The 26,152-nt window shown below is 66.1% G+C and carries 24 protein-coding genes and 1 riboswitch; of the genes, 5 read left to right on the top strand and 19 right to left on the bottom strand.

Annotation, left to right across the window (positions count from 1 at the left end; genetic code table 11):
• Positions 1 to 18 precede the first annotated feature (18 nt).
• From TVH25_RS01090 to thiO, 5 genes are all read right to left on the bottom strand, one after another.
• Positions 19 to 801 carry an ABC transporter permease gene (locus tag TVH25_RS01090; protein WP_296550903.1) on the bottom strand — a complete coding sequence of 261 codons (783 nt, stop codon included), beginning with the start codon at positions 799 to 801 and terminating at the stop codon, positions 19 to 21.
• On the bottom strand, positions 801 to 1,730 hold the full coding sequence (locus TVH25_RS01085; protein ID WP_422423171.1) for an ABC transporter ATP-binding protein: 930 nt from the start codon (positions 1,728 to 1,730) through the stop codon (positions 801 to 803). The genes TVH25_RS01090 and TVH25_RS01085 overlap by 1 nt, the downstream gene beginning before the upstream one ends.
• A 50-nt stretch (positions 1,731 to 1,780) precedes the next feature.
• Positions 1,781 to 2,581 carry a thiazole synthase gene (locus tag TVH25_RS01080; protein WP_422423170.1) on the bottom strand — a complete coding sequence of 267 codons (801 nt, stop codon included), beginning with the start codon at positions 2,579 to 2,581 and terminating at the stop codon, positions 1,781 to 1,783.
• Entirely contained in the window at positions 2,574 to 2,804 is a 231-nt protein-coding gene (gene thiS, locus TVH25_RS01075; protein ID WP_169619187.1) for a sulfur carrier protein ThiS, read from the bottom strand. Before thiS ends, TVH25_RS01080 begins: the two co-directional genes overlap by 8 nt.
• A complete protein-coding gene (gene thiO / locus TVH25_RS01070) occupies positions 2,801 to 3,865 on the bottom strand; it encodes a glycine oxidase ThiO (protein WP_422423169.1) in 1,065 nt (354 codons plus the stop codon). The genes thiS and thiO overlap by 4 nt, the downstream gene beginning before the upstream one ends.
• Positions 3,862 to 3,974, bottom strand: a riboswitch (TPP riboswitch). (Overlaps the previous gene by 4 nt.)
• A gap of 28 nt (positions 3,975 to 4,002) precedes the next feature.
• On the opposite strand from thiO, the gene thiE reads away from it, so the two are divergent.
• On the top strand, positions 4,003 to 4,695 hold the full coding sequence (gene thiE / locus TVH25_RS01065; RefSeq protein WP_169619183.1) for a thiamine phosphate synthase: 693 nt from the start codon (positions 4,003 to 4,005) through the stop codon (positions 4,693 to 4,695).
• Positions 4,696 to 4,705: 10 nt separating this feature from the next.
• On the opposite strand, the gene TVH25_RS01060 is transcribed toward thiE, so the two are convergent.
• Positions 4,706 to 5,560 carry an NUDIX domain-containing protein gene (locus TVH25_RS01060; RefSeq protein ID WP_422423168.1) on the bottom strand — a complete coding sequence of 285 codons (855 nt, stop codon included), beginning with the start codon at positions 5,558 to 5,560 and terminating at the stop codon, positions 4,706 to 4,708.
• A 132-nt stretch (positions 5,561 to 5,692) separates the two neighbouring features.
• Here TVH25_RS01060 and TVH25_RS01055 point away from each other — a divergent pair, with 132 nt between their 5' ends.
• From TVH25_RS01055 to TVH25_RS01045, 3 genes are read left to right on the top strand one after another with little or no spacing between them, the layout of a single operon-like run.
• Positions 5,693 to 7,048, top strand: coding sequence for a hypothetical protein (locus TVH25_RS01055; RefSeq protein ID WP_169651328.1), 1,356 nt, complete (start codon positions 5,693 to 5,695; stop codon positions 7,046 to 7,048).
• On the top strand, positions 7,045 to 8,016 hold the full coding sequence (locus TVH25_RS01050) for a glutamate ABC transporter substrate-binding protein (RefSeq protein ID WP_169619178.1): 972 nt from the start codon (positions 7,045 to 7,047) through the stop codon (positions 8,014 to 8,016). The genes TVH25_RS01055 and TVH25_RS01050 overlap by 4 nt, the downstream gene beginning before the upstream one ends.
• Positions 8,017 to 8,023: 7 nt before the next feature.
• Entirely contained in the window at positions 8,024 to 10,306 is a 2,283-nt protein-coding gene (locus tag TVH25_RS01045) for a tetratricopeptide repeat protein (protein ID WP_422423167.1), read from the top strand.
• Between the two features lie 19 nt (positions 10,307 to 10,325).
• Here TVH25_RS01045 and TVH25_RS01040 read toward each other — a convergent pair whose 3' ends face one another.
• The 10 genes from TVH25_RS01040 to TVH25_RS00995 form a co-directional block, all read right to left on the bottom strand.
• Positions 10,326 to 10,994, bottom strand: coding sequence for an SRPBCC family protein (locus TVH25_RS01040; protein ID WP_422423166.1), 669 nt, complete (start codon positions 10,992 to 10,994; stop codon positions 10,326 to 10,328).
• Positions 10,995 to 11,019: 25 nt separating this feature from the next.
• Positions 11,020 to 11,514, bottom strand: a complete 495-nt coding sequence (locus tag TVH25_RS01035; protein WP_296550899.1) for a (2Fe-2S)-binding protein — start codon at positions 11,512 to 11,514, stop codon at positions 11,020 to 11,022.
• On the bottom strand, positions 11,511 to 13,832 hold the full coding sequence (locus TVH25_RS01030) for a xanthine dehydrogenase family protein molybdopterin-binding subunit (protein ID WP_422423165.1): 2,322 nt from the start codon (positions 13,830 to 13,832) through the stop codon (positions 11,511 to 11,513). The genes TVH25_RS01035 and TVH25_RS01030 overlap by 4 nt, the downstream gene beginning before the upstream one ends.
• Before the next feature lie 56 nt (positions 13,833 to 13,888).
• Positions 13,889 to 14,740, bottom strand: coding sequence for an FAD binding domain-containing protein (locus tag TVH25_RS01025; RefSeq protein WP_422423164.1), 852 nt, complete (start codon positions 14,738 to 14,740; stop codon positions 13,889 to 13,891).
• Complete coding sequence (locus TVH25_RS01020; RefSeq protein WP_169651335.1) at positions 14,740 to 16,149, bottom strand: MFS transporter; 1,410 nt, start codon at positions 16,147 to 16,149, stop codon at positions 14,740 to 14,742. The genes TVH25_RS01025 and TVH25_RS01020 overlap by 1 nt, the downstream gene beginning before the upstream one ends.
• A 44-nt stretch (positions 16,150 to 16,193) precedes the next feature.
• Positions 16,194 to 17,453, bottom strand: coding sequence for an FAD-dependent monooxygenase (locus TVH25_RS01015; protein ID WP_422423163.1), 1,260 nt, complete (start codon positions 17,451 to 17,453; stop codon positions 16,194 to 16,196).
• 1 nt (position 17,454) lies between these two features.
• A complete protein-coding gene (locus tag TVH25_RS01010; protein WP_169651337.1) occupies positions 17,455 to 18,486 on the bottom strand; it encodes a hypothetical protein in 1,032 nt (343 codons plus the stop codon).
• A gap of 1 nt (position 18,487) precedes the next feature.
• Positions 18,488 to 19,363, bottom strand: a complete 876-nt coding sequence (locus tag TVH25_RS01005) for a carbon-nitrogen hydrolase family protein (RefSeq protein WP_422423162.1) — start codon at positions 19,361 to 19,363, stop codon at positions 18,488 to 18,490.
• Positions 19,360 to 19,992 carry a flavin reductase family protein gene (locus TVH25_RS01000; protein ID WP_422423161.1) on the bottom strand — a complete coding sequence of 211 codons (633 nt, stop codon included), beginning with the start codon at positions 19,990 to 19,992 and terminating at the stop codon, positions 19,360 to 19,362. The genes TVH25_RS01005 and TVH25_RS01000 overlap by 4 nt, the downstream gene beginning before the upstream one ends.
• Before the next feature lie 164 nt (positions 19,993 to 20,156).
• A complete protein-coding gene (locus tag TVH25_RS00995) occupies positions 20,157 to 21,191 on the bottom strand; it encodes a formamidase (RefSeq protein ID WP_169651340.1) in 1,035 nt (344 codons plus the stop codon).
• A 132-nt stretch (positions 21,192 to 21,323) separates the two neighbouring features.
• On the opposite strand from TVH25_RS00995, the gene TVH25_RS00990 reads away from it, so the two are divergent.
• The gene (locus TVH25_RS00990) at positions 21,324 to 22,316 is read left to right on the top strand and encodes a LacI family DNA-binding transcriptional regulator (protein ID WP_422423160.1); all 993 of its coding nucleotides are present in this window, start codon (positions 21,324 to 21,326) and stop codon (positions 22,314 to 22,316) included.
• A 15-nt stretch (positions 22,317 to 22,331) separates the two neighbouring features.
• On the opposite strand, the gene TVH25_RS00985 is transcribed toward TVH25_RS00990, so the two are convergent.
• The 3 genes from TVH25_RS00985 to TVH25_RS00975 all read right to left on the bottom strand — a co-directional run.
• A complete protein-coding gene (locus tag TVH25_RS00985) occupies positions 22,332 to 23,522 on the bottom strand; it encodes an acetate kinase (RefSeq protein ID WP_422423195.1) in 1,191 nt (396 codons plus the stop codon).
• Between the two features lie 14 nt (positions 23,523 to 23,536).
• A complete protein-coding gene (gene pta / locus TVH25_RS00980) occupies positions 23,537 to 25,621 on the bottom strand; it encodes a phosphate acetyltransferase (RefSeq protein ID WP_169619174.1) in 2,085 nt (694 codons plus the stop codon).
• A gap of 68 nt (positions 25,622 to 25,689) precedes the next feature.
• Positions 25,690 to 26,152 (bottom strand): LLM class flavin-dependent oxidoreductase (locus tag TVH25_RS00975; RefSeq protein ID WP_422423159.1); only part of this gene is annotated, 463 nt, incomplete at its 5' end.

The raw sequence follows: 26,152 nt of genomic DNA, 5'->3' as shown, positions 1-26,152 counted from the left end.
GGGGTCCGCGCGTGGTGCTCAGGCGTCCCGCTTGTTCACCACGACCAGTGACACAGCGAACACCACAGCCGTGAAAACCGCGAAATACACGAGGGAACCCCATGCACCCCAGTGGAATTCGATGCCCTGCTCCATGCTGAGGAAGTTGTTGGCGTTGGCGAAGGGCAGGAACGGTTGGATTTCACGTCCGACCGATCCGAACAATCCGAACAGCGACTCGATGAGCAGTGGCCACAGCAGCAGCAGCGCGATCGTCCCGGCGGACTGGCGCAGCAGCGTACCGACACCGATCGCGAGCACCACACAGAGGAACGCGTAGAGCGGAATTCCGTAGATCGCCCGCCACGCCGGCTCGCCGCTGAGTACGAGATCTCGTCCGGCATCCGGTCCCGCCAGCATCTTCGCGAGAAGGAACGACGCGAGACCGAGCACGCCGGTGAGAATCGCGCCGAGCACACCGATGAGCGCGGCCTTGACCGTCAGGAGGAGCGTCCGGTTGGGCGTGGCCTGGAAGGTCGTGCGGATGACGCCGAACCGGTATTCGCTGGTGACCGACAGTGCTGCCAGGATCATCAGCACCAACACGCCGAATCCCGTGACACCGCTGACGGCGACGTCGACAGTGGGATAGAACTGCATCAGTTCGTCGTCCGCGGTGAGCGAACTGCGCGCGACCGAACCGAGAACCGCGGCCAGGCCCAGCCCGAGCGCGACGATCACCACCGTGCACCACAACGGCGACTGCACCGAGGTGAGTTTGATCCGTTCGGCCCGCAGCGTGTCGAGCACGGTCCCCGCCATCACAGTCCGCCTTTCATGACGTCGTCGGTTCCGGTGCCGTGGAATTCCACGTGGCCCCCGGTGAGTTTCATGAATGCGTCTTCGAGCGACGCGTTACGGCTGGACAGTTCGTGCAGCACGAGTGATCGCGACGCGGCGAGTTCACCGACCTCGGCAATGCCCACGTTCGGCACCAGCAGCGCCCCGTCCTCTTCGCGGACGGTGTACCCCCGCTCGGTGAGGGCGCTGCGCAGCTCGCCGGCAGAAGGACTGCGCACCACGACGACCGATTCGGAGGCCCGGTCCACGAAGTCCTTCACCGACGTGTCGGCGATCAGGCGTCCCCGCCCGATGACGATCAGATGGTCGGCGGTCTGTGCCATCTCCGAGAGCAGGTGGCTCGACACCAGCACGGTGCGACCCTCTGCCGCAAGGGCGTGCATGAAGCGCCGGATCCACATGATGCCCTCCGGGTCGCGCCCGTTGACGGGCGCGTCGAAGAGCAGCACCTGCGGGTCGCCGAGCAGCGCCCCGGCGAGACCGAGCCGCTGCGACATGCCGAGAGAGAACCCACCGGCGCGCTTCCCGGCGACTTCGGTGAGACCGACCTGGCGCAGCACCTCGTCCACGCGGGAGGCCGGCAGGCCGTTGGACGCCGCGAGCCACCGAAGGTGCGCACGCGCCGTCCTGTTGGGGTGCACCCACTTCGCGTCGAGGAGCGCTCCCACCGTCTGGAGCGGCCGTGTCAGGCTGCGATACGGCTTGCCTCCGATGAGCGCGCTGCCCGAGGTCGGGCGGTCCAGGCCCAGGATCATGCGCATCGTCGTCGACTTCCCGGCGCCGTTGGGGCCGAGAAACCCGGTGACGATGCCGGGGCGGACCGTGAACGTCACATCGTCGACCGCGGTCGTGGACCCGAAGGTCTTGGTCAGTCCGGTCACTTCGATCATGGGCCATACTCTGCACGATCGGGACCGCGCGCGCAGCTACCGCCCCGTCATCAGGGTTCGAGAGGCGACGACGCCTGCGCCCAGAACCGTTTCGGAATCCGTCCGGCATGGCGTGCGCGGAATCCCGCTTCGACCGCGTGCCGCATCGCCGAGGCCATCAACGCGGGTTCTTTCGCGCGCGTGACCGCGGTCGCGAGCAGCACTGCGTCGCAACCGAGTTCCATTGCGAGCGCGGCGTCCGACGCGGTGCCGATTCCGGCGTCCAGGATCACCGGCACCCCGGCCGCCTCGACGATCATCTCGATGTGATGCGGGTTCGCAATGCCCAGGCCCGTCCCGATGGGCGAGCCGAGCGGCATGACCGCGGCACAGCCGATGTCCTCGAGCCGGCGCGCGAGCACGGGATCGTCCGTCGTGTACGGCAGGACCACGAACCCGTCGTCGACCAGTTGTTCGGCAGCCGCGACCAGTTCGATCGCGTCGGGGAGCAGTGTCCGCTCGTCGGCGATGACTTCGAGTTTGACCCAGTCGGTCTCGAGCGCCTCACGTCCGAGTTGCGCGGTGAGCACGGCTTCCTTCGCGCCGCGGCAACCGGCGGTGTTCGGCAGCAGCGCGATCCCCAGCCGGCGCACCAGGTCGAGGACACCGGTGCCCGATGTCGGATCGACGCGGCGCATCGCGACGGTCGTCAGTTCGGTTCCGGACGCGACCAGCGCGTCTTCCAGCGCAGCGAGACTCGCCGCTCCGCCCGTTCCGGTGATCAGCCGGGACCCGAAGGTGCGGTCGGCGATGGTCAACGGGGGCAGGTCCGCGGCCGGGTCGCCGGGAGGGCCGTCGAGGAATTCAGCCACCCTGGACCGCCGTGAGAATCTCGATCTGTGCGCCCGCGGCGACCCGCTCGCTCCAGCGGCTGCGGGGGAACACCACGCCGTCGACTGCGACGGCGAGGCCCTTCTCGGGCAGCCCCATACCTGCCAGCAGTTCCGACATCGTCGGTGCCACCGCGAAGTCTTTGTCCTCACCGTTGACGGTGACGCCCACCTGAGTTCGGTTCGACCCGGTTCCGTTGGTCATTGCGCTACCACTTCCGTAAATCGTTGAGGGGAAGCATGCTTCACCTCGGACAAGGGATCTTCGGACAATTCTGCGAGCACTGCGTCGACGGTCAGGGGTGTGAGCAGCACGCCGTTGCGGCCGTGTCCCGTCGCGGCGATCACGCGTTCCGACAACCGCCCGATGAGCGGAAGGTTGTCCGGTGTCATGGGGCGCAGTCCCGCGCTCGCCTCGTGGAGTTCGTACTCGCCGATCGCCGGCAGCAGTGCCTCCGCATCGGCGATCAGGTCGCGCACCCCCGCGACGGTCACCTGCGTATCCGCCGCCTCGTACTGGGTGGCACCGACCACGAGACCGTCGCGGCGGGGTACCAGGTAGGCGGGTCTGCCGTGGACGTTGCCCCGGATGGTGCGCTCCGGAAGCGGAGTCGCTCCGGGGCGCATCCGCAACCGCAGGATCTCGCCCTTGACGGGCCGTACCGGCAGGGCCGGCCACAACCGGGAGGAGGCGGAACCGGCCGCGAGCACCACGCGATCCGCGTCGAGGTCGGCGAGGTCGGCGACCGGCGCCTCGGAGAATCGGACACCGGCATCGACAGCGGCACGACGCAGGGCGACGACGAGCGCCCGGTTGTCCACGGACAATTCCGCCGACGCGAGCAAACCGAGACGGATGCGAGGCCCGAGGGACGGTTCGAGGTCTCGCACCTCCGCACGGGAGAGCACCCGCATCTCGTGGCCCTGCGCCTGAACCCACTCGGCGACCGTGCGCAGGTCCGCGGCGTCTGCGGCGTCGAGAGCCACCGTCATCGACGCGGTGGAGGTCACCAGGTCGATGCCGGTCCCGGACCGGAGGAGTGCCGCGAACTCGGGCCAGCGCTGCAGCGACGCGGCACCGAGTTCGAGGACGTGGCCTTCGCCGGGCCACCCTTCGGACAACGGGGCGAGCATTCCGCCTGCCACCCAGGACGCACCCGAACCGGGATCCGGATCGTGGACGGTGACGACATACCCCGAGCGGGCCGCGCGCCACGCGATCGACAGACCGATCACTCCGCCACCCACGACTGCCACTGTTGTCATCGGTCCACCTCACTCCCTGCGCCGGCATGATCCGGTTCAGGTCATAACGGTCGGGGCCGGCAGGCCCCCTCTCAGCCCCGTGTACCTCGGGACTCCCGTGTCGTATCTCGTCTACCCGAGAGGTTACCGTCTTGACCGTGACCACCTACCGCGGCAACCATCCCGACCCCCGTGGGCGTCTCGCGACCGCCCGGCTGTACCTGTGCACCGACGCGCGCCGCGACACCGGCGACCTCGCCCGTTTCATCGACGAGGCGCTGACCGGCGGTGTCGACATCGTTCAGCTGCGCGACAAGGGTTCGGCGGGTGAGAAGAAGTACGGCCGGCTCGAGGCGCGTGACGAACTCGCAGCCCTGTCCATCCTGGCCGACGCATGCGCGCGCCACGGTGCGTTGCTGGCGGTCAACGACCGAGCCGACATCGCCCTTGCCGCGGGTGCCGACATCCTCCACCTCGGCCAGGGCGACCTGCCGGTCGAGCATGCGCGAAGCATCCTCGGCGACGACATCGTGATCGGCCGGTCGACCGGCACCCGCGGGCAGGCGTCGCTCGCCGACATCGAAGAGGGAGTCGACTATTTCGCGTCGGGTCCGGTGTGGGACACCCCGACCAAACCGGGTCGTCCGGCAGCGGGTCTGAGCGTGCTGCGAGAGGTCCACAAGTCGCATCCGCGCAGGCCGTGGTTCGCGATCGGCGGGATCGATCTCGAGCGGCTGCCTCAGGTCCTCGACGCGGGCGCCACCCGGATCGCCGTCGTGCGGGCCATCACCGAAGCCGCCGATCCGCGCGCCGCCGCAGCGGCGCTGAAAGCCGCGCTGCCCACACCGTGAACGGCGCGCTCTAGAGCCACGCCAGGACAGCGGACGGGGGCAGTGTCACCGCGTTGCCGGGAAGCCGGTCACGAAGTCCGCGGTCGGCGGTGACCACGACCGTGACCCCCGGGTCGACCGCGGTCGCAGTACTTGCCGCGAGGCGGGCCAGTTCGTCGTCTGCGCTCCCCTCCGCGGTGTGCACGGGAATGCGGGCGTCGTCCGTCGCCGCACCGCGGGCAGCTCCTTCGAGGACCGCCTCGACCTGCGGCACCCATCCGAACAGGCCGTCCGGAAGCTCGACGGTCCGGGGAAGGACGGCGGCGAGATTCGCGAGCAGAGCACTCGTCGCGCCCGGACGATCCCGCCACCAGCCCGTCGGCCCGGTCGAGCCGAGGACATTCGCGGTGTCGAGCAGCATCCGTACCGGGCGGGTGCGCAGGGCGGGCCACGCCTCCGCGAAACCCGCGTGCAACGGCATCTCGCCGACCTGCTCTTCGGGCACCCAGCGGAGTTCGGTGCTCTCACCGTTGAGCGTGGTGTCGAGCGGAGCAGCAGCGTCGGCGACGACCGTGGTGTAGGTCCACCCGCCCACCGACCCGGAGGTGACCCGCACGGCACGCACGGCGAGTGCCGTCACCTCGATCCCGGCCTCCTCGTGCGCTTCGCGGACCGCCGCGTCGACGGTGCTTTCGTGCGAGTCGCGAGCGCCGCCGGGCAGTGCCCACGTTCCGCCCTGATGACTCCACGCCGCCCGGTGCTGCAGGAGAACAGCGGGAGTCCCGTCCGGAAGCGGCGCGCGCAGGAGCAATCCGGCGGCACCGTGCCGTCCCCACCGCTTGTCACCGTCCGGCCCGACGGCCCAGCCGTCCCCGTCACCGCGCATCCTGTCCGCTCCCTGGTCCCAGCCGTCACGGAAGTGCTCGGGCGAGGAGATCCCGTGTCCGTGGTCGGCACATTCTTTCGCGTGCTGCTTATATGCTCCACAAAACCGGCAACCTGAGAAGGGGGTTATGCGGTGGATATTCGCCTGACCCCTACTGTTCTACCGGTCGAGAACCACAACCAGCGTACCGAGGATCCCAAAAACCCGGTTGTACGCGCTGCCCGCCGACGCGGCAGCACGTTGCAGTCCACTCCCGTGCTCTTCGCGGTCCTCGCGGGTGTGCTCGCCGTCCTGCTCGTCGCGTCGTGCGTGGTGACGGTGCAACTCGTGGGCGCACGGCAGGACACGCACGGCCGGCTCCTCGCGACGACCGAACCGCTCGCGAACGCTTCCCAAAACCTGTACAGCGCGCTGTCCGTCGCGGACGCCGCCGCGGTGACAGGGTTCATCTCCGGGGGCATCGAGCCCGCCGAGGTTCGGGAGCGTTATCTCGACGCCCTCGCCGAGGCCTCCGACCATCTCGTGATCGCCGCGGCCGGTCTCACCGCGGACCAGGCCCACAGCACCCGCAACCTCACCGAGATCGGACGCATGCTGCCCGTCTACACCGGGCTGATCGAGACCGCGCGCGCCAATTCGCGCGTCGGCAATCCCGTCGCCTCCGCCTACCTCGGGGAAGCGTCGTACATGATGCAGTCCGTGTTGCTGCCCGCGGCGCAGGAACTGCAGTCGGAAGGGATCTCCGCGGTCGAGGCCACTCAGCGTGCCGCGGTGCGGCCACCCTGGCCGGCGATCGGACTGCTGCTCGTCACCGTCGCCGCGCTCGTCGCGGTTCACATGCTGGTCAGCCGCAAAACCCGCCGCACGTTCAATCTCGGTCTGCTGGTGGCCATCGCCGCGGCCGGGTCGCTGCTCGCCTGGCTTCTTGTCGCGGGACTGGTGTCCTCCGACGCCACCGAACGCGCCCTCGAACAGGGCGCCGAACCACTGGCGGTCCTCACGGAGAGCAGAATCCTCGCCCAGCAGTCACGCACCGCCGAAACGCTGCTGCTGGCGCAACGCCACTCCACCGGCGCGTACGACGGAACGTACGGCGAGCGGATCACCCGGCTCGGGGAACTTCTCGAACGGTACGGCGGCGCCGACCCGACCGAAGCCGGGGCCGAAGCGGTACAGCGTGCGCAGGCAGCCCGCGACGCGTGGATCAATTCTCATGCGCGCACGACGGACGCTCTCGAACGCGGCGACTACGAGGCCGCCGTCGTCCTGGTGATCGGACCCGGCCCGGACGAATCCACCGCACAGTTCACAACACTCGACGGTGCCCTCTCGACCGCCATCGCAGAATCACGTACCGAACTACGCGACAACGAGTCCCGTGCCTCCCGCACATTGTCGGGGCTCGTTCCGGCCGCCGTGATCCTCGTCGTCATCGCGCTCACGGGAAGCGGCATCGGACTGTGGCGACGGATCAGGGAGTACCAATGAGATCGCGCCGCACCTCCGCCTTCGCCGCTGCACTGTGTGCCACTGCTGCTCTCGTATCCTCTTGCGGCACACAGCCTTCCCCTGGTCCCTCCGTCGTCGAGACCGCCGAGAGAACCTTCCCGCTTCCGGAAGGCGCCAGGATCGCCGAACCGTCCGGGCCGACATCCGCCTCACCGGAATGTGGTGACCCCACCGCGAGCCTGCGCCCGAACGGCGCCGACTCCGGACCGACCCTCGACGCGATCCGCGCCCGGGGCCGCCTGATCGTCGGACTCGACGCCGGGAGCAATCTGCTGAGTTATCGCGACCCCACCACCGGTGACATCACCGGCTTCGATGTCGACATCGCTCGTGAAATCGCCCGTGATCTCCTCGGCAGTCCCGAATCGGTCGATTTCCGGATTCTCAGTTCCGCCGAGCGCGAGGAGGCGCTGCAGACTTCGACGGTGGACATCGTGGCGAAGACGATGAGCATCACGTGCGCGCGTCGCGAACTCGTGGACTTTTCCACAACCTATCTGCGCGCCGAGCAACGTGTGCTCGTGGTCAGAAATTCCGGGATCCGCAACGTCTCCGACCTCGTGGGGCGACGCGTGTGCATCGTCGACGGCACCACTTCGCTCGAGCGGATGCGCGAGGTACAGCCGTCCGCGTCGATTCTGACGGTCCCGTCCTGGGCGGACTGCCTGGTGGTGCTCCAGCAACGGCAGGTCGACGCCGTGAGCACCGACGACACGATCCTGGCGGGCTTCGCCGCCCAGGACCCGTACGTCGAAGTCGTCGGGGACTCGCTGCGCACGGAACCGTACGGAATCGGGATCACCCGGGGCAACGACGACCTGGTTCGGTTCGTCAACCGCACACTGGAACGTATCCGCTCGGACGGCACCTGGACCGCGCTCTACGACAGGTACCTATCGGTACTGGGGCCCGCGCCGGAGCCACCGGCACCCACGTATGTGGATTGAGGAAGTGATGTCCGCCAACCGCACGCCCGACGACGCAGACTCCGCTTCCACGAGCGCGCAGAGCGAGACCGCGCCGGGGCAGGGAACGCAGCGGGCCCCGCTCCCGGCCACGGGTCCGTCCGAGCGTTCGATTCCCTCTCAGCGTTCCTCGAGCCGGCGTACCCGGCCGCGCGGAACGGGCCGTCGCCGCATCGCAGGACTGGTCGACGTCCCGGTCGCTGCGCCACAGGACCCGATGCACGCCGTGCTGCGCACGCCGCATGTCGCGGAGGGGAAACGGTTCTGCTGGAAGTGCGGCGAACCGGTCGGGCGCAGCACACCGTCCGGCCCGGGACCGACAGCGGGCACCTGCCCGCGGTGCGGGTCGCCCTACTCCTTCACCCCTGTCCTGCAGCGCGGAGACCTCGTGGCGGGCCAGTACGAGATCCAAGGGTGCCTCGCGCACGGCGGGCTCGGCTGGATCTACCTCGCTGTGGACCGCAATGTCAGCGATCGGTGGGTTGTCCTCAAGGGTCTGCTGCACTCGGGTGATGCGGAGGCGCAAGCCGTCGCGGTCGCCGAGCAGCAATTCCTCGCGGAAGTCAGCCACCCGAGCATCGTGCGCATCTACAACTTCGTCGAGCACCCACTCCCCGACGGCACGCCGATGGGTTACATCGTCATGGAGTACGTCGGCGGGCACACGCTGAGGGAAGTCCTCGACACGTACTCGAAGCCACAACGGATGCCGGTGGAGCAGGCCATCGCCTACATGCTGGAAGTTCTTCCGGCGCTGCAGTATCTGCACGAGATCGGTCTCGTCTACAACGACCTCAAACCCGAGAACATCATGGTGACCGACGAGCAACTCGAACTGATCGACCTCGGCGCCGTGGCAGGCATCGAGGACTACGGGTACCTGTACGGCACCCCCGGATATCAAGCTCCCGAAATCGTGCGGACGGGTCCCACCGTCGCCAGCGACATCTACACCGTGGGCCGCACGCTCGCGGTACTCACCTTGGAAATGCCCTCGGAGAAGGGCCGGTACCTCGACGGACTGCCCACACCGGCAAAGGCTCCGTTGCTCGCCGAATTCGACTCGTTCCACCGCCTGCTCCTGCGCGCGACGAACGCGGATCCAGCCCTGCGGTTCTCGTCGGCCGACGAGGTTGCCGGCCAGCTCACCGGAGTGCTCCGTGAAATCCTGTCGCAGCAGACCCGCACCGAACATCCCGGGTTCTCCACGATGTTCAGCCCGCAACGCACGACCTTCGGCACCGATGAGGATGTGGCTCGCACCGACGCGCTTGCCGACGGAGTCGATCGTACGGTGGTGCTCTCCCCTCGCGCCGTTACGGCGGCGCTGCCCGTGCCGCTGCTCGACCCCGCGGATCCGAGTGCCGCCCTTCTCACCGCAGCCGTGCACAGCGAACCCCAGCAGACCCTCGACTCGTTGCGGCACGCCCGAGACAACGGACTCGAGCGCGTGTCCGGAACCACCGACGCCGCGTTCTCCCGCGAGATCACTCTCGCCGAAGTGCGGGCCAATCTGGATCTGGGGCGCGGCGAACAAGCCATCGAGATCCTCACCCGGCTCGAACGAGAGACCGGCGCCGATTGGCGTATCGACTGGTACGCCGGTAACGCTGCCCTGCTACAAGAAGACTACGAAGGCGCATTCGCCCGCTTCGATCGGGTGCTGCAGGCATTGCCGGGTGAACTCGCACCCAAACTCGCGCTGGCCGCCACCGCGGAATTGACGCTCGAACACTGGGAGAGCGATGATCCCGCGTCCTGGCGTGCCTTCTGCGAGAACTTCTACCGCACGGTGTGGCGCACCGATCACAGCGTGGTCAGTGCCGCCTTCGGCCTCGCCCGCCAACTCGCGGGCAGCGGCAGGACCGGCGACGCGGTCGACGTCCTCGACCAGGTTCCCCACACGTCACGACACCACAACGTCGCGAACATGACCGCAGCGCTGATCCTGCTGCGTCACGGCAACATCGACGAGCTGACCGATGCCGACCTCCTCGACGCCGCGAAGCGTGTGTCGTCGTTGCCCGCCGACGAGGGCCGCGCCCTGCAGATGCGCGCCCTGGTTCTCGGCACCGCCCTCGAATGGATCCGGGCCGGACGATCCCCCCGGCGTGACCACGGCCGGATCCTCGACAGCCGGTTCACGGAGAACGGTCTGCGCCGCGGCACCGAAGCCGCCCTTCGCGAACTCGCCCGCAAGTGCCCCGAGCGCGCGCATCGCTACGTCCTGGTCGATCTCGCGAACGCCATCCGTCCCCGCAGCCTGATCTGACATCGGTGACGGCGGGTGCCTACCGCCGGCGGAAGGCACGCGTGACGAGCCAACCTTCCACCATGCCTGCAAGAAAGACTGCGGTCACGAGCCCGTATTTGCGAGCCGGTGCAGGAATCATGGCCAGCGCATCGAATTCTCCCGCTACCGATCCACCTCCCGGAGCAGCGAACTGTTGTGGCGCACCAGTGAAATGGGATGTGTGTGTAACCGGCACGGACGCAGCCGCCGGCACCGCTTGGCCACCGGCCAGCATCGCGCCGAGGTTGACAGCGAACTGTTGCAGCACCTTGTTGGACACGGCCACGATCGCGCCCTTGCCGAACGAGACGATCTTGCCGCTGATCACCAGGTCGGTAACGAGTGTGAGCCGCGATCCGTTGCCGACCTGTTCTACGGTGATCGCTACCTCTGCCTCCGCGTCACCATTGCCGTGCGAGTCGGCACCCTTGGCCGCGAGCTTCAGTGTCCTTGCATCCCGGTCGATCTCGAGGAAACGAATGGTACCGGAGTAAGACGCACTGATCGGCCCGACCTTGACCTTGACTCCTCCGAGGAACGTGTCACCGTCCTTGCCGGTGATCGCTGCGCCGGGTACGCACGTCGCCACCTTTTCGACGTCATCGTTGATCAAACGAAATACGTCGTCGGCTGCCGCATCGATGTCGAGTGTATTGGTCAATAACACAGCATTTCTCCGTTCGGGTCTGACGTCAGGGCTTCAGGCAACCGGCGCAGCGACGCTGCTCGGCACAGGCATCGATCGCCTCGACGATGGTTTGATATCCGGTGCAACGGCAGTAGTTCGACGCGACCACCTCGCGGATTTCGTCCTTGGTGGCGTCCGGATTCTCGGCGAGATAGCCCTCGGCGAGCATCAGAAAGCCCGGTGTACAGAACCCGCACTGCAAACCGTGGTGGTCGGCGAACGCCTGTTGCAGGTCGGTCAGTATCCCGTCGCTGCCCAGCGACTCCACTGTGCGGACCTCGGAATTCTCTACCTGCGCAGCGAAGGTGAGGCACGCGCGGGCGGGCTTGCCGTCGATCAGGACTGTGCACGCGCCGCATACACCGTGCTCACATCCCACGTGCGTACCGGTCAACCTCAGATCGTGTCTCAGCACGTCCACCAGCGTGCGGCGCGGTTCAGTGATCACCTCGTGATGCACACCGTTGACGGTCAATTCGAGCAGTTGCTTGTTCGTCATGCGATTCCCTTCGCCAAAGCGTGCTGAACGGCTACCGGTGTGATGGGCGTGTTGTTCAGTTCCACACCCGTGCGGCGCAAGCCGTCATTGACAGCATTGAGGACTGCGGCGGGCGCACCGATCGTCCCTCCCTCACCGGCACCCTTGGCACCGGATTCGGTGAACAGACAGGGGGTTTCGAGATGGTGGATCCCGACCTCCGGTATCTCACAGGCTGTCGGTACCTTGTAGTCGATAAAGCTCGCGCACAACGGGTTCCCGTTGTCGTCGTACGAGACCTGCTCGAACAACGCACCCGCAATGCCCTGGGCGATACCGCCACGGCACTGCCCTTCGACGACTTTCGGGTTGATGGCGACCCCGCAGTCCTCCACGCAGAAATACCTGAGAATCTCCACTTTTCCGGTGCCTTCGTGCAGTTCGACCACGACACCGTGCGTCGCGTTGGAGAACGTTCCGTCGTTGAACACGTCGAAACTTGCAGTTGCGGACAATCCGGGATCGACGCCTTTGGGCAGCAACTGCGCACGGAGATAGGCCACGTCCGCGATGTCCTGATAACTGACGAACTTCGAGTGGTCGTCGATCTGCCGGACGCGACCGGAGGCGAGTTCCACATTATCGCTGCGGGTCTCCAGCAGGTGCGCCGCAATCTCGCACAGTTTCCGGCCGAGTTTATCTGCCGCGACGGACACGGCGCTCCCGCCGATCGTGATCGAGCGCGAAGCGAACGAGCCGAACCCGTAGGTGATCCGCTCGGTATCGCCTTGCACGATCTTGACCTGCTCTACCTGGACACGGAGACGATCTGCGACGATCTGCGCCATCGTGGTCTCGTGACTCTGGCCATGGTTCATCGTGCCCGTGGTGGCTGACACTGTCCCGGAGACATCCATGCGGACCTCCGAGATGTCGAATCCGGGCACGACTTTCATCTTCCGTGCTGCGAATGCCGTGCTTCCATAACCAGTACGTTCACTGAAACACGAGTAGCCGATCCCGACGTGCCGGCCTTCCGCTTCCGCGCGTTCCCTGAACTCGTACCAGCCTTCGTCGCGAAGGGCTTTCTCACACTCGTCGAGCGCCTCCAGGTAGGAGCCGGGGTCGTAGGTCACGTTGTTGATCCCCGTGTACGGGAACGCCGTGATCACGTTGCGACGCCTGATCTCCACCGCGTCGAGACCCAACTCCCGGGCAGCTCTCTCGAACAGCCGCTCCATGACCATCACATACTGGGGCCGGCTCACTCCGCGGTACGGGGCAGTGGGGGTCTTGTTGCTGAAGATCGACCGTCCCCGGACACGGTAGGCAGGCACCTGGTAGACACCGGGCATTTCGGCTGCGGCCATCAGCGGTTCGATGCCGGCGGTGAACGGGTAGCAGGAATACGCACCCATGTCGCAGATCACGTCGGCGTCGAGCCCGAGAATATGTCCGTCGGCGTCGAACGCGGCACGCACGTCGTACTGCTGCTCGCGGGCGAGGAACGACGCGGTCAGAGCGTCCTTGCGGTCCTCGATCCATTTCACCGGTCGGCGCAGCTTCAAAGCGGCGGCGGCAACGGCGATCTCCTCGCGCCCGACCACACATTTCTGGCCGAATCCGCCACCCATGTCGGGAACGATCACCCGGACCTGACGCTCGTCGAGCCCGAGGCAGTGGGCCGTCACGGTGCGTACCTGGTGGGGAATCTGCGTGCAGATATGGATGATCAACTGCTCGTCGCGGTCGTCCCAGTATGCGATGCATCCCCGCGTCTCGAGTGGGAGCGCGTTCTGGCGCCCGGTGCGCGACTGCACCGATACGACCGTGTGCGCGGCATCGAAGATCTCGTCGATGCCCTCGGTCGCGAACATCTGCACGTCCACCACCGTGTTGTTCACCGCCTCGTCGTGCACCAGCGGCACGCCCGGTGTGAGCGCCTGATCCGCAGAGGTCACCGCGACAACGGTGTCGTAAGCCACCCGGGCGGCTTCGAGTCCGTCCTCGACGGTGTAGGCATCGTCGGCGACGACGAGTGCCAGCGGCTCACCGACGTACCGGACCCGGTCACTGCTCAGAATCGGCATGTCGGTCGGAACGAACTCCTCGAGCGGCCTGCTCAGCTCGGCCCGGATCGGTTTCAGTGCGAGATCGGAGGCGGTGAACACCGCACGCACACCGTCGACGCCGACGACATCCGACACATCGAGCGCGGTCACCGAACCCGCAGCCACCGTGCTACGAACGAACTGGGCGTGCAGCATGCCGGGCATGGAGATGTCGTCCACGAACCGGCCGCGGCCGGTGAGCAACCGCGGGTCTTCTCGACGTGCCACGGATCTTCCTACGAACTTCCCCGGGGTGCCCTCCCCATGGCTGGGTGCAACAGTCGTCATGACGAAACTCCTTGGGAGACCAGTGCGTCTCCGCACGCTCGGGCCACCAGCGTGCGGACGAGGGTGCGGCGATAATCGGCGGTGTACGCGCCGTCGTCCTCGAGTTCGAGCGCGTCGGCGGCGGCCTCGGCGCAGTCGTCGAACGTGCCGCCGGCGGCCAGTACCCGTTCGGCCTCGGGTGATCGCACCGGCGTGGCCCCGACACCACCCAGTGCGACCCTCCCGCCCACGACCTCGACCCCGCGGAGATCCAGCGAAACGGCGGCTGCGACGATCGCGAAGTCGCCCTGCCGTTCCGCGAACTCCGTTACCGCGGCGTGGGGAGCCGCGTGCGGGAAGACGATCTCGACGATCATCTCGTCGAATGCCAATTCGGTGGAATAGAAACCGAAGAAGAACGAGCCCGCATCGATCGACCTCCGTCCGCGCACGCTTTCGACGACGATCACGGCGTCGAGAAGCACTGCGAGAAGGCACCATTCCGCCGTCGCGTCGGCGTGCGCGATACTCCCGCCCACCGTGCCCCGCGTCCGGATCGGGTAGTGGCCGACCCATCGCATCGCTTCGCCGAGCACAGCGAAGTCCGCATCGAGGCCGCCCGACTCCACTTCGAGATGGGTGGTGAGCGCTCCGATGTGGAGCCCGTCGTCTTCCCTGCGAACGTAACGCAGCGCGTGAAGTGCACCGACGTCGACGAGGTGAGCCGGGCGGGCGAGACGGAAGTTCATCATGGCGACCAGTGACTGACCGCCCGCGATGATCTTCGCGTCCTCACCCAGATCGGAAAGCAACCGGAGTGCGCCCTGTACGTCGCGTGCGCGGTGATAGTCGAATCGTGCGGGCTTCATCAGACCCGGACCTCTCCCCCGACAGCGTCGGGGGTTCCGCCGTCGATCGTGGAATCGTCTACGAGCGTGTCGAGTTCGCGGTTCTTTGTCTCGGGTGCGAAGTACGACATCCAGAGCACGGCGAACACGACGAATGCGGTGACGATGCCGAAGGTCAGCGGCAGGCCGAGGATCGGCCACATCACCGATCCGAACAGCAACGGTGCGAAACCGGTAGCGACACGGCTGACGGACGAGGCGTAGCCGAAGCCGGATGCGCGGATCGTCGTCGGATACAGCTCGGAGACGTAGCAGTACAGCACGGGAATCGTGAGCTGGATGACGAATCCGAAGATGCCGAGCCAGATCAGGGCGACGGACTGCACGTCCAGCATCATCGCGAACAGCACCAGCGCGGCACCGGCGACAGGTCCGGACAACCCGATGACCCATTTACGTCCGAACACCTCGACCAAAAGCGCGGAGGTGAGCACGCCGACGATTCCGACGCCGGTCATCAGTGTCGTGCCGGCGAAGGCCGCAAACTCCCCGTAGCCTTCGGCCCGCAGGATCGAGGGCATCCAACTGAGCGCGGCATAGTAGAGCAGCATGATCGAGACGAACAACATCCATGCGGTGGCCGTGATGCCGGGGCTGTAGGTCCACACGGACTTGAGCTGCGTCCAGCCGGCCCTCAGGCCGCCGGGACCGCGCGATTCGGTTTCCGGAACGATGACGTACTCGACCACCGGCGCACCGGTTCGCTCGACCATGTCGTCGATGACTGCACGAGCCTCGGCCTCGCGGCCGACCTTGGCGAGATAGATCGGTGACTCCGGAATGCCGCGTCGTACCCAGAAGAGCAGCAGTGCGGGCAGAACCATGAACAGCAACATGTATCGCCAGCGCACGTCGCCGTCGATCGGCACGAGGAGCGTAGCGACCACGCCGCACACGGTGGCGCCGATGGGCCACCACACGTCCATAGCCGAGAGGACCTTGCCGCGAATCTTTCGGGGCGAGAACTCGCTGACCAGTGCGTAGTCGACGGGGATACAACCACCGAGGCCGAAGCCGGCGAGGAAGCGGAGCAGAATGAAGACTTCGAAGTTCGGCGAGAAAGCGCCGAGCACCGAGAACAGCGCGAAGATCAGCAGCGTCAGGGAGAAGGCACGCTTGCGGCCCATCCGGTCGGCGAGAGTGCCCCACACCACGGCACCGACCGCCATGCCCACCAGGTTTCCGGTGGCGACCAGGCCCCGCTCGGCGGTGGTCAGATCCCAGTAGGTGCCGAGCAGCGGCGTCAAGAACCCGTTCAGTGCGACATCCCAGGCATCGAACATGTACCCGAGACCGCCGATGATGAAGATTTTCCCTTGCACTCCCCACTTCCAGGGGAGTTCCTGTACTACTTGGTCACCAGTTTTCATCGCAACCCTCCGGCGCGGATATGAGTGCGCTGCATCCGATTTCGCTATCGGACGAACGCGTAGTGGAATTTCTCGTCGTCGCTGTCGTCGAGCGGTGTGCCGCTCCAGAGCCAGTCGTACGAGATATCGGATTCCCCAGAGAACGACGCCAGTGTCGCGTCCCGCAGCTGTTGCTCGGGTCCGTCGGGTAGGTGATAGAAGGTCTTGTTCTGCAGGCTTGCATCCTGCACCATGCGAGCGTGCCGCGCGCGACGAGATACGTAGCGCGCCAACGCTTCATCGATTCCGGCGACGGTTACCCTGCCGAGTTCTTCCGCGAGGACTGCGGCGTCCTCCATGGCTTGCGAGGCGCCCTGGGCCTGGTAGGGCAGCATGGCATGGCACGCGTCGCCCAGGAGGGCGACCCGGCCTTCGACCCATCTCGGATCGGGCCTGCGGTAGTACAGGGCCTGGCACAGCACGTTCTCGTCGGCCTTGGCCATCATCGCGAGCGCGCGGTCGTCCCAGCCGGGGAAGGCCGCCATCAGCTCTTCGGGCCCCACCAGCCTGGGTCCTCCGTCGCGCACCTCGTCGGTGCACGGGACGAGAGCGACGATGTTGAGGTACTCCCCGTCCCTGATCATGTAGTGGACGAGGTGACGGTCGGGGCCGTACCAGATCGTGCTCTGGTAACGGTCCACGAGCCAGCGGGTTGCGGGATCTTTGACGACGCGGTCTCCGGGAACCAGTGCACGGAAGGCCATTTCGCCCGAGAAGACCAGCGTGTCCGGTAGGCCGATGACATCGCGCACGGTCGAGCGGATGCCGTCCGCGCCGATGACCACATCGGCCTCGTATCGTCCGCCGTTCGACGTGACTGCCACCGGGCGCGAGGGATTCGTGCGGTCGACGTCGACCACCTGTGCGTCGGTCACGAACTCCACGATGGGACCGGGGCCCTCGGGATCGAGGCACTTGACATGGATCGCCGAATGCAAATCCGCTCGATGGTAGTGCCAGTACGGCGCGTTGAACTTCTCCTTGCAGTACTCACCGAGCGAGGTGAGCGCGACAACTTTGCCGTTCTCCCATCGGCGTCGCACCTGATCCATGGGCTCGGTCTTGATGGCCTCGAGTTGGCGTCGCATTCCGAGGCCGATGAGAATCCGGCTCGCGTTCGGGGCGGTCTGGATTCCCGCGCCGACTTCGCCCAGTTCGGCCGCCGCTTCCAGGACGGTGACCTGCAGGCCCCGATGACGCAGCGCGAGTGCCGCCGTGAGTCCGCCGAGCCCTCCGCCTGCGATCACTACTTGGATGGGTGCCATGTCAGTTCTCCACCAATCGGCCTTCGGTGACGACATCGATGCCGTCGATGGACACGGTGCACGAGCGCATTCCGATGTCGAGATGCGCGTAGGAGTCACGCCCGAGAACTGGGTGAGGTCCGGTCGACCAGAGGAAGCTCCCGGCGAACGCCCGGGCATCCATGCCCATGATGTCGTCCTTGCCGTACATCGCTGCGGCGAACCAGTCGCCCGACTTCATCAGTCCCCAGCCCATGTGCGAGAGGTAACGGGCCCATTTGTCGTTGGAGTCGGCGAAGAACATGTTCAGCAATGTTGCTTCCGCTCCGCCGGTCACCTCGTCGATGTGGCCGTTCGTCACGGTGAGGGTCGTGGGCTCGCGGACGTATTCCTTGAAGGGCAACAGGATGTCGCCTTCGGACAGGACGATCCGGCCGTTGGAGATTTCGGGCCAGCACAACACCATGGTGCTGGGCCAGTGATCCCATCGTCCCTTGTCGTCCGCGAAGCCGACCTGGAACTCGGGCTGCGAATTACGCAGTTCCACTGTGAGATCGGTGCCGGCCTCGTTGGTGATGCGCATGATCGATCCCTGCCGGACCAGATCGACGCCCGCCTGTACGCGCTCCTTGTCGCCTTCCTGGGGCATATTGCGGATCAGCACGTCCGGTGCGTCGCAGACGAAGATGATGCGGGTGCCCGAGGCGAGAATCTCCTGCTGGATGGGTGCGTGGATGAACCCCTCGCTCGTGAGGTCGACGACGAGATCGGCTGCCTTGAGCAGGTTCTGCGTCGCCACGCTGTTCATCACGGAGACCAGGCCAGGGCCGGCACCGGTGTGGGTGCTGGGCATCGGCGCGGCGCTACCACCCGGAACGGTCGCCGACAGCACCTGAGCGCCGAGACTCTGGGCGGCACCGAATGCGGCGGCAACATAGTCGCCGCGACTGGCCGGTTCCGCCAGGATCACCACTTGTTCCCCGGGCCGGACCTTGCACAGTTCGAGCTGGCGCGTGAACGCGCGCAGCAGATCGGCTGATCTCAGATCGAACATCTCAGTTCCTCTCCAGTGTCTTCTCGGTGGTGCTCGTGTTCTCGGCTATTCCTCCGAGACGTAGCAGGTCCTGCAGGTACGGGACTTCCCGGCGGGCTTCGGAAAGCGAATTGCGGGCGACGACTGCCGCGACGGCACCGACGCTCTCGTCCAACTCGGCGATGGTGCGGCCGCGCGGACCGACGATGACGCTGTGCCCGGCGAACCGGGGGCCACCGCCCGTGCGGCCGGTGAGACCGGCCGCGGCGACGACAACCCCGTTCTCCAGTGCTCGCGATCGCGTCAGCAGCTTCCACACGTGCAGGCGCGGATGACCGAACGCCGAGGGGACTGCGATGATGTCGGCTCCGCGGCGCGCCAGAGCCCGCACCGTTTCGGGAAATCCTGCTTCGTAGCAGATGACCACGCCGATTGTTCCGAACGGTGTGGGCACGAGGAGTCCGCTCTGCGCACCCGGGGTGAACACCGAATTTTCCTGCCCCCAGAGGAATCGCTTGTGCCCGAGGGCGAGCAGTCCGTCCGGACCGACCACGAGGGAACTGTCCGTGACGGTTCCTTCCGGGGTGCGGTGCGGGAGCGCGGTAACGAGGACGGTGCCTGTTTGAGCGGCGAGGTCGGCCAGTGCGTCGGACGTCCTGCCGGGCACCTCTTCGGCGATGGACCGGATGTCGCCCTCGAGGTCGTACCCGGTGGCGAAGAACTCCGGGAGAACGATGATGTCCGAGCCCTCGGCGGCGAGGCGGCGAACGGTTTCGGCCACCATGTCGATGTTGCGTTGCCACTGACCGGAGCGCGATTCCGTCTGCACCACTGCGATATTGATGGTATCCACGTCGGAGGGCGCTTCGGGTGCGTCCAGCTTGCCCGCCGCGGTCACTGCGCGACCCTGTTCATGCTCGTTGTGTAGAACGGCCCGGCGAGACGGCCGAGAAAGGGGTGTTCCAGGGTATCCACGTGCAGGCTCTCCGACAGTAGACCCGGCCGGGACGTGACGGTCGTGACGGTCCCGAGTACGAGGGTGTCGGTGCCGAGGTCTATTTCGCGGAGCAGTTCGCACTCCAGCGAGATGAGCGATTCGAGTACCGACGGTGCCGAAACGGAGTGTGACGGGATCGGTGTCGCGCCCGAGAGGGTGAACTCGTCGACGTCCGGTTCGACGGTGGCGAACGATGCGGTGACGGCTTCCACTGTGTCGGCGGCGGGGATGTTGACGACGAAATTGCCGGTCTCGCGGACGTTGACCAGGGTGTCCTTCGGCTCGCCCGGTGACCCGATGCGTTCGCCGATGGAGATCACCAGGGTCGCGGGGTTTCGTGAGGCGACGGTGAAGAAGCTGAACGGTGCGAGATTCCGAGTCCCGTCGGCGGAGACGGTAGAGACCCACGCGATCGGCCGGGGTTGCACCGCGCACGACAGCAACTTGTACACGTCGCCTTCGGTCATGGCACCGATGTCGTAGTGGGCCCGATCCGCGACCGATGCGCGGTCACCGCTCTGGGATGTCATACGTGAAGCCTCTCCGTCGAGATGCGCAATTGGTTGTGCAACCGATTGCGTCAGTCGAAAGATAGATGCAGCCCGGACTAATTGTCGAGGCTTCATCCCAGAATCCGGAAGCTTTCACATTGCCGTTACGTGCGCGTCACATTCCGCGCCGGACGCCCGGCCCTTCACCGAATGCCGAATCCGATCCGGGCGGTGTCCACGCCGGATCCCGCCGGGCGGGGCGGCCCGTAACCTTCGCTCGTTCCGTCGACGATCTGCACGGCGTCTTCCCACGGGACCCGATAACGGCCGGCCACGAGGTCACTCATGTAGGTGTAAGGGCAATCCGTCGCCCCGCCTGCGAGAGCGGTGTATCCACGGTGGCCCAGCTGGTAGATGTTGTTCTCCACGCCCCACTCCCGTCGTGCAGCATCCGCCCGCGCAGGCTCGATGGTCGCGGTGACGACACGGTCGGGAGTGGAGTCACCGCGCTCGACGATCGTTCCCTCGAAGTCGCAGACCATCGCCTCACCCATCGAGGGGATGCCGTTACCGTCGTGCCCCGCGAGACACACCGACGCGGTGTACGCAAGGTTCTGGAAGGCATTGGCTTCGTTGGTGATCCGCCAGGACTGCTTCAGAGGGAACTTGTACCCCGCGGTCCGCAGCAAGACGTTGGCTCCTCGGTAACTCGCCTCGCGCGCAACCTCGGGAAACATACCGTCGTGACAGATCAGCAGCGACAGCACCGAACCCTTCGGTCCCCGGCACACCGGCACACCGATGTCGCCGGGCTCCCACGGCTCCTTCGGGGTCCACGGATGCAGTTTTCGCACGTAAAGCGCGATTTCACCGTCGCTGTCGACGATGATCCCCGAGTTGAACGGCGCGCCGTTCGGATTGCTCTCCATCACGCTGAAGCATCCCCATACCGCGGCCTCCTTGCAGGCGAGGCGCAACCGCTCGACCTGGGGACCGTCCAGGTCGCACATGAGTTCGTCCCGGGCCCATCCGGATTTCCGGAGGCCGTGCAGCGAGTACTCGGGAAACACGACGAGGTCGAGGGCGGAGAACCCTTCCTTGGCGTCGCGCAGTGCCGCGACCACCCGATCGGTGGCCGCGTCGACGTCGGCCATTGTTTCGACCAGCGGAACCTGCTGCTGCACCAGGCCCAAAGTCAGGGAAGATGGGGACGGATTGAGGCCTCCGAGACCGGTCATGTGTACTCCTTTGCCGGCGCAACGTGTTGCGCAATCGATTGCACGCGGTGCTAGCTTAGGGGCCGAGCAAGATCACGGCAGCACTGGCGATCGGCGGAGGGAACGACCGTGGTGAAAAGGACGTCGGGAAACGTGACGTTGAAAACGGTCGCCGAAGCTGCGGGCGTACACGTTTCGACGGTTTCTCGTGCGTTGCGGCGCGTGGCAGCAGGTCCCGGGTCCGCGACCGAAAGCGACCTCCGATTGTCCCGTCTCGCTCAGGAGCTGGGGTACGTACCCAACCCCAACGCAGCAAGCCTGACGACGAAGAAGTCGACGGCGTTCGGTGTCCTCGTCCCTCACCTCACCGACATCGTCCTCTCCGCCATGTACGACGCGATCGAAGACACCGCCAACCGGGCAGGGTACGAAACCTTCGTCGCGAACACCCATGACGATGCTGCCCGGCAACGCCGACGGATCGACCTCCTCCTCGGACGCAACGTCGACGGCCTCATCTTCGGAGACGCTCGGCTCGACAGCGCAAATCTGGACGAACTCTCTCGGCGCGGAGTGGCTTTCGTTCTCGTCAGCCGAAGATATCCCGGAGCGCTGTCGGCGACGTGTGACGACCACCTCGGCGGCCGTCTCGTCGGGGAGCACCTTGCCCGCCTCGGTCATACCCGGGTAGGGATCATCTCCGGACCGAGGTGGGCCAGCACAGGCATCGATCGACTGGAAGGTTGTATTGCGGCACTGAACGGTGCCGGAATCGACGTGCCGGCCCCCTACGTGCGCGAAGAGGGATTCGATCCTGCCGCGGGAAGGCGCGGAGCCGAAGCGTTGCTCTCGTTACCCGAGCCACCGACCGCGATCTTCGCCGCGAACGACTTCAGCGCGATCGGCGTGCTCGGAGTCCTGCGGGAGCGCTCACTCCGCCCGGGACAGGACATCGCAGTCGTCGGCTACAACGACATCTCCATCTGCAGCGAACTGACCGTACCTCTCACGACAGTGCACAGTCCCCATCGGGAGATCGGCATGCGCGCGGCCGAGATGCTGCTCGCGGTCACCCACGGATTACCGGCGTCGTCGGTGGCATTGACTCCTCGGCTCGTCGTTCGGCAATCCACCGTCCCCGCCTAGCCGGTGTACCGGCCGCTACGCGAATTCCGCAGCGGCGCGGGCGATAGCGAGTTCCTCGTTCGTGGGGATGACCAAGACCTCGACCTCCGACTCGTCTGCGGAGATCCGCCGCTCCCCCTTACCGGGGGCTGCGTTGCGTTCGAGGTCGACGACGATGCCGAGCCGTTCCAGGCCCGCGAGCGCGTCACGCCGGACATCGACATTGTTCTCGCCCACGCCGGCGGTGAAGATGATCTGATCGGCGCCACCCAACTCGAAGACGTACGCACCGATGTACTTCCGCAACCGGTGCACATAGACGTCGTACGCGATCTTCGCGTCTTCGTCGCCTTCGTCGATAAGGTTCAGCAGCGCGCGGAAGTCGTTCACACCGGAGAGACCGCGGAGTCCGGAGCGCCGGTTGAGCAGGTCGTCGATCGCGTCGACCTTCATTCCCGCGACCCGATTGAGGTGCATGACGACGCCGGCGTCGATATCGCCCGTTCGCGTACCCATGACGAGGCCCTCGAGAGGAGTCAGCCCCATCGACGTATCGATGGGACGGCCACCTTCGATGGCCGACGCGGATGCACCGTTGCCGAGATGCAGCACGATCTGGTTCAGTTCGGCCTGGTCGCGACCGGTGAACGCTGCCGCGCGCTGTGAGACGTATTCGTGCGACGTCCCGTGGAATCCGTATCTCCGGATGTCGTGCTCGCGAGCGATGTTTCGCTCGAGTGCGTACGTTGCGGCTGCCGCGGGCAGCGCGTGGAAGAACGCGGTGTCGAACACCGCGACGTGCGGGATGTCGGGCAGTTCCTCGCGCGCGACCTCCATCCCGATGGCGTTCGCCGGATTGTGCAGGGGCGCGAGGATGGACAACTCGGCCACGGCCTTCACCACGTCGTCGTCGACGAGGGCAGGTTCGTGGAACACTGTGCCGCCGTGAACAACCCGATGCCCGACGGCTGCGATACCGGCTTCCTGCAGCGGCCTGCCCAGCGTCTCGAGCATGTCCAGCACCGTGCGTAAGCCGGCCCGGTGGTCGCGGATCTCGCCCACCCGCTCCTCGGTTCCGGTGGTGTGGTGGAAGATGATCCGCCCCTCCGGCTCACCGATGCGCTCGATGAGTCCGTGCGCTACAGCTTCACCGCTTTCGGGGTGAATGAGCTGGAACTTGATCGACGACGAACCCGAATTGAGTACCAGGACGGTCCCCGCGGTCAACGAGGTGGATGTGCTCACGATTCTTCTCCCTGCGCCTGAATTGCCGTGATCGCGATGGTGTTGACGATGTCCTGGACCAACGCCCCGCGCGACAGATCGTTGACCGGCTTGTTCAGCCCCTGCAGCACCGGCCCGATCGCGACGGCTCCGGCACTGCGTTGCACCGCCTTGTAGGTGTTGTTGCCGGTATTGAGGTCGGGGAAGATGAACACCGTGGCTCGCCCGGCCACCTCCGAATCGGGAAGCTTCGCGCTCGCGACGGTCGGTTCGATCGCCGCGTCGTACTGGATCGGCCCTTCCACCGCGAGGTCCGGGCGGCGCTCCCGGACGAGGGCCGTGGCGGTGCGCACCTTGTCGACATCCGCGCCCGAACCCGATTCTCCGGTCGAATACGACAACATTGCGATACGTGGTTCGATTCCGAATTTCGCCGCCGTCGCCGACGACGAGATGGCGATGTCCGCAAGCTGGTCGGCGGTGGGCGCGGGTACGACCGCACAGTCGCCGTACGCGAGGACCCGGTCGGACAGGCACATCAGGAAGATGCTCGACACCGTCGACACTCCGGGCTCGGTCTTGATGATCTCGAACGACGGGCGGATGGTGTGCGCGGTGGTGTGCGCGGCGCCGGACACCATTCCGTCGGCCAGTCCGAAATGCACCATCATCGTTCCGAAATACGAGACGTCCCGCATTATTTCGGTCGCGCGGTCGAGAGTCATGCCCTTGTGCTGACGAAGCTTGTGGTACTCCTCGGCGAAGCGTTCGCCGAGTTCGGATGTGCGCGGATCGATGATCTGCGCACCGGAAATGTCCACTCCGAGCTGGGCAGCGCGCTGCCGGACCGCGGGCTCGTCACCGAGAATCGTGAGATCCGCGATGTGCCGTTGCAGTACCCGCCCCGCAGCCCGCAGGATGCGGTCGTCCTCGCCTTCGGGAAGCACGATGTGCCGTGGTGCACTGCGGGCACGGTCGATGAGCTGATACTCGAACATCTGCGGAGTGGTGACCGAGAGCCGGGGCAGCCGCAACCGTTCCAGCAGCGCGGCAGTGTCGACGTGCTGTTCGACGAGAGCGAGCGCGGTGTCGATCTTGCGCTGCGCGCCGAGCGCCATGCGTCCTCGGGTGCGGTCCGCTGCCGAAGCGGTATCGAAGGTTCCGAGGTCGGTGGTGAGGATCGGCAGATTCGAGCCGAGACCGGACAGGAGCTGGGCGATGGCGGGGTGCGGAAGCAGTCCGCCGTTCATGATGATGCCCGACAGCGTCGGAAAGCCATCTGCCGCATTGGCGTTGACGAGCGTCAGGATGACGTCCGAGCGGTCCGCCGGTGCGATGACGACGACACCCTCGGTGATGCGTTCGAGAATGCGTTCGGCGGTCATGCCGCCGACCATGATGCGTAGTGCTTCCCGCTGCAGCAGGTCGGGGTCGCCGCTGTAGAGCTTGCCGCCGATCGCGGTCTGCAGTTCGGCGACGGTCGGTGCGTTGAGAATCGGCACTTCCGGCAGGGTCCATACCGGTTCCTTCCGGCCGCCGAGTGCGGCAGCGACCTCCTCGAGCGCCTCCGGTGGACACCGGTTCACGACGATGGCGCTCAGGTGCGCGTGGTGGAACGCGAGTTCGCTCGCGCACAGGTCGGCGAGGTGTGCGATCTCCTCGGGGGTGCGGCGCGCGCCGCGGAGCACCAACAGCACGGGCGCGTCGAGGTTGGCGGCGATGCGTGCGTTGTAGGCGAGTTCGCTGGGGTTGGCGATTTCGGTGAAGTCGCTGCCGACGACCACCACGGCGTCGCACCGGTCGGCGACGGCGTGGTACTTGGTCACGATGTCGCCGAGCGCCGCCTCGGGGTTGGCGTGCACTTCGTCGTAGGTCACGCCGACGCAGTCGTCGTAGCTGAGATCCGCGGTGGTGCGCTCGAGCAGCAGTTCCAGGATGTGGTCGGTGTCGCTGTCGGATCGAGCGATGGGCCGGAAGACGCCGACACGGGCGGTGGAAGCACACAATGTCTGCAGCAAGCCCAGGGCCACCGTCGACTTCCCGGTGTCGCCTTCCGGGGCTGCGATGTAGATGCTCGATACGGAATCTTCAGCAGCACTCATGGTTGCCACCCTAGTGCGGGGTGTCCCCGGAGAGAGGACACCCCGCGTCTACTCGCGTGGGAAACCGGTCAGGCGAGTGCGCGCAACCGCGGCGCCAAATCCCGCTCGAACAACTCCAAAAACCGCTTCTGATCATGACCCGGCGCATGAAACACCAGATGATTCAACCCCGCATCCACATACGCCCGCACCAACTCCACCGCCTCATCCGGATCCGACGCCACAATCCACCGCTTCGCGACCTGCTCGATCGGCAACGCATCCGCCGCCGCCTCCATCTCCATCGGATCATCGATGCTGTGCTTCTGCTCCGGCGTCAACGACAACGGCGCCCAGAACCGGGTGTTCTCCAACGCCAACTCCGGATCGGTGTCGTACGAAATCTTGATCTCGATCATCTTGTCGATCCCCGCGACATCACGCTCGGCCTTCGCCGCACCCTCCGCCACCGCCGGCAACAACTTCTCCGTATACAACTCCATGCCCTTACCCGACGTGCAGATGAACCCATCCCCCGCCCGGCCCGCATAG

The sequence above is a fragment of the Rhodococcus sp. 7Tela_A2 genome (genome assembly GCF_049311045.1).
Lineage (GTDB): Bacteria > Actinomycetota > Actinomycetes > Mycobacteriales > Mycobacteriaceae > Rhodococcus.
Note: the sequence above shows the minus strand (reverse complement) of the source record. Positions and strands in the feature narration are given on the sequence as shown.

Bases quoted from the DNA above. Each gene is read 5' to 3' on its own strand.
- TVH25_RS01020 (WP_169651335.1), bottom strand. From the start codon at position 16,149: ATGAAAACTGGTGACCAAGTAGTACAGGAACTCCCCTGGAAGTGGGGA.
- thiO (WP_422423169.1), bottom strand. From the start codon at position 3,865: ATGACAACAGTGGCAGTCGTGGGTGGCGGAGTGATCGGTCTGTCGATC.
- thiS (WP_169619187.1), bottom strand. From the start codon at position 2,804: ATGACCAACGGAACCGGGTCGAACCGAACTCAGGTGGGCGTCACCGTC.
- TVH25_RS01035 (WP_296550899.1), bottom strand. From the start codon at position 11,514: ATGACGAACAAGCAACTGCTCGAATTGACCGTCAACGGTGTGCATCAC.
- TVH25_RS01000 (WP_422423161.1), bottom strand. From the start codon at position 19,992: ATGACATCCCAGAGCGGTGACCGCGCATCGGTCGCGGATCGGGCCCAC.
- TVH25_RS01050 (WP_169619178.1), top strand. From the start codon at position 7,045: ATGAGATCGCGCCGCACCTCCGCCTTCGCCGCTGCACTGTGTGCCACT.
- pta (WP_169619174.1), bottom strand. From the start codon at position 25,621: ATGAGTGCTGCTGAAGATTCCGTATCGAGCATCTACATCGCAGCCCCG.
- TVH25_RS01045 (WP_422423167.1), top strand. From the start codon at position 8,024: ATGTCCGCCAACCGCACGCCCGACGACGCAGACTCCGCTTCCACGAGC.
- TVH25_RS01060 (WP_422423168.1), bottom strand. From the start codon at position 5,560: ATGCGCGGTGACGGGGACGGCTGGGCCGTCGGGCCGGACGGTGACAAG.
- TVH25_RS01025 (WP_422423164.1), bottom strand. From the start codon at position 14,740: ATGAAGCCCGCACGATTCGACTATCACCGCGCACGCGACGTACAGGGC.
- TVH25_RS01010 (WP_169651337.1), bottom strand. From the start codon at position 18,486: ATGTTCGATCTGAGATCAGCCGATCTGCTGCGCGCGTTCACGCGCCAG.
- TVH25_RS01090 (WP_296550903.1), bottom strand. From the start codon at position 801: ATGGCGGGGACCGTGCTCGACACGCTGCGGGCCGAACGGATCAAACTC.
- TVH25_RS00995 (WP_169651340.1), bottom strand. From the start codon at position 21,191: ATGACCGGTCTCGGAGGCCTCAATCCGTCCCCATCTTCCCTGACTTTG.
- TVH25_RS01085 (WP_422423171.1), bottom strand. From the start codon at position 1,730: ATGATCGAAGTGACCGGACTGACCAAGACCTTCGGGTCCACGACCGCG.
- TVH25_RS01015 (WP_422423163.1), bottom strand. From the start codon at position 17,453: ATGGCACCCATCCAAGTAGTGATCGCAGGCGGAGGGCTCGGCGGACTC.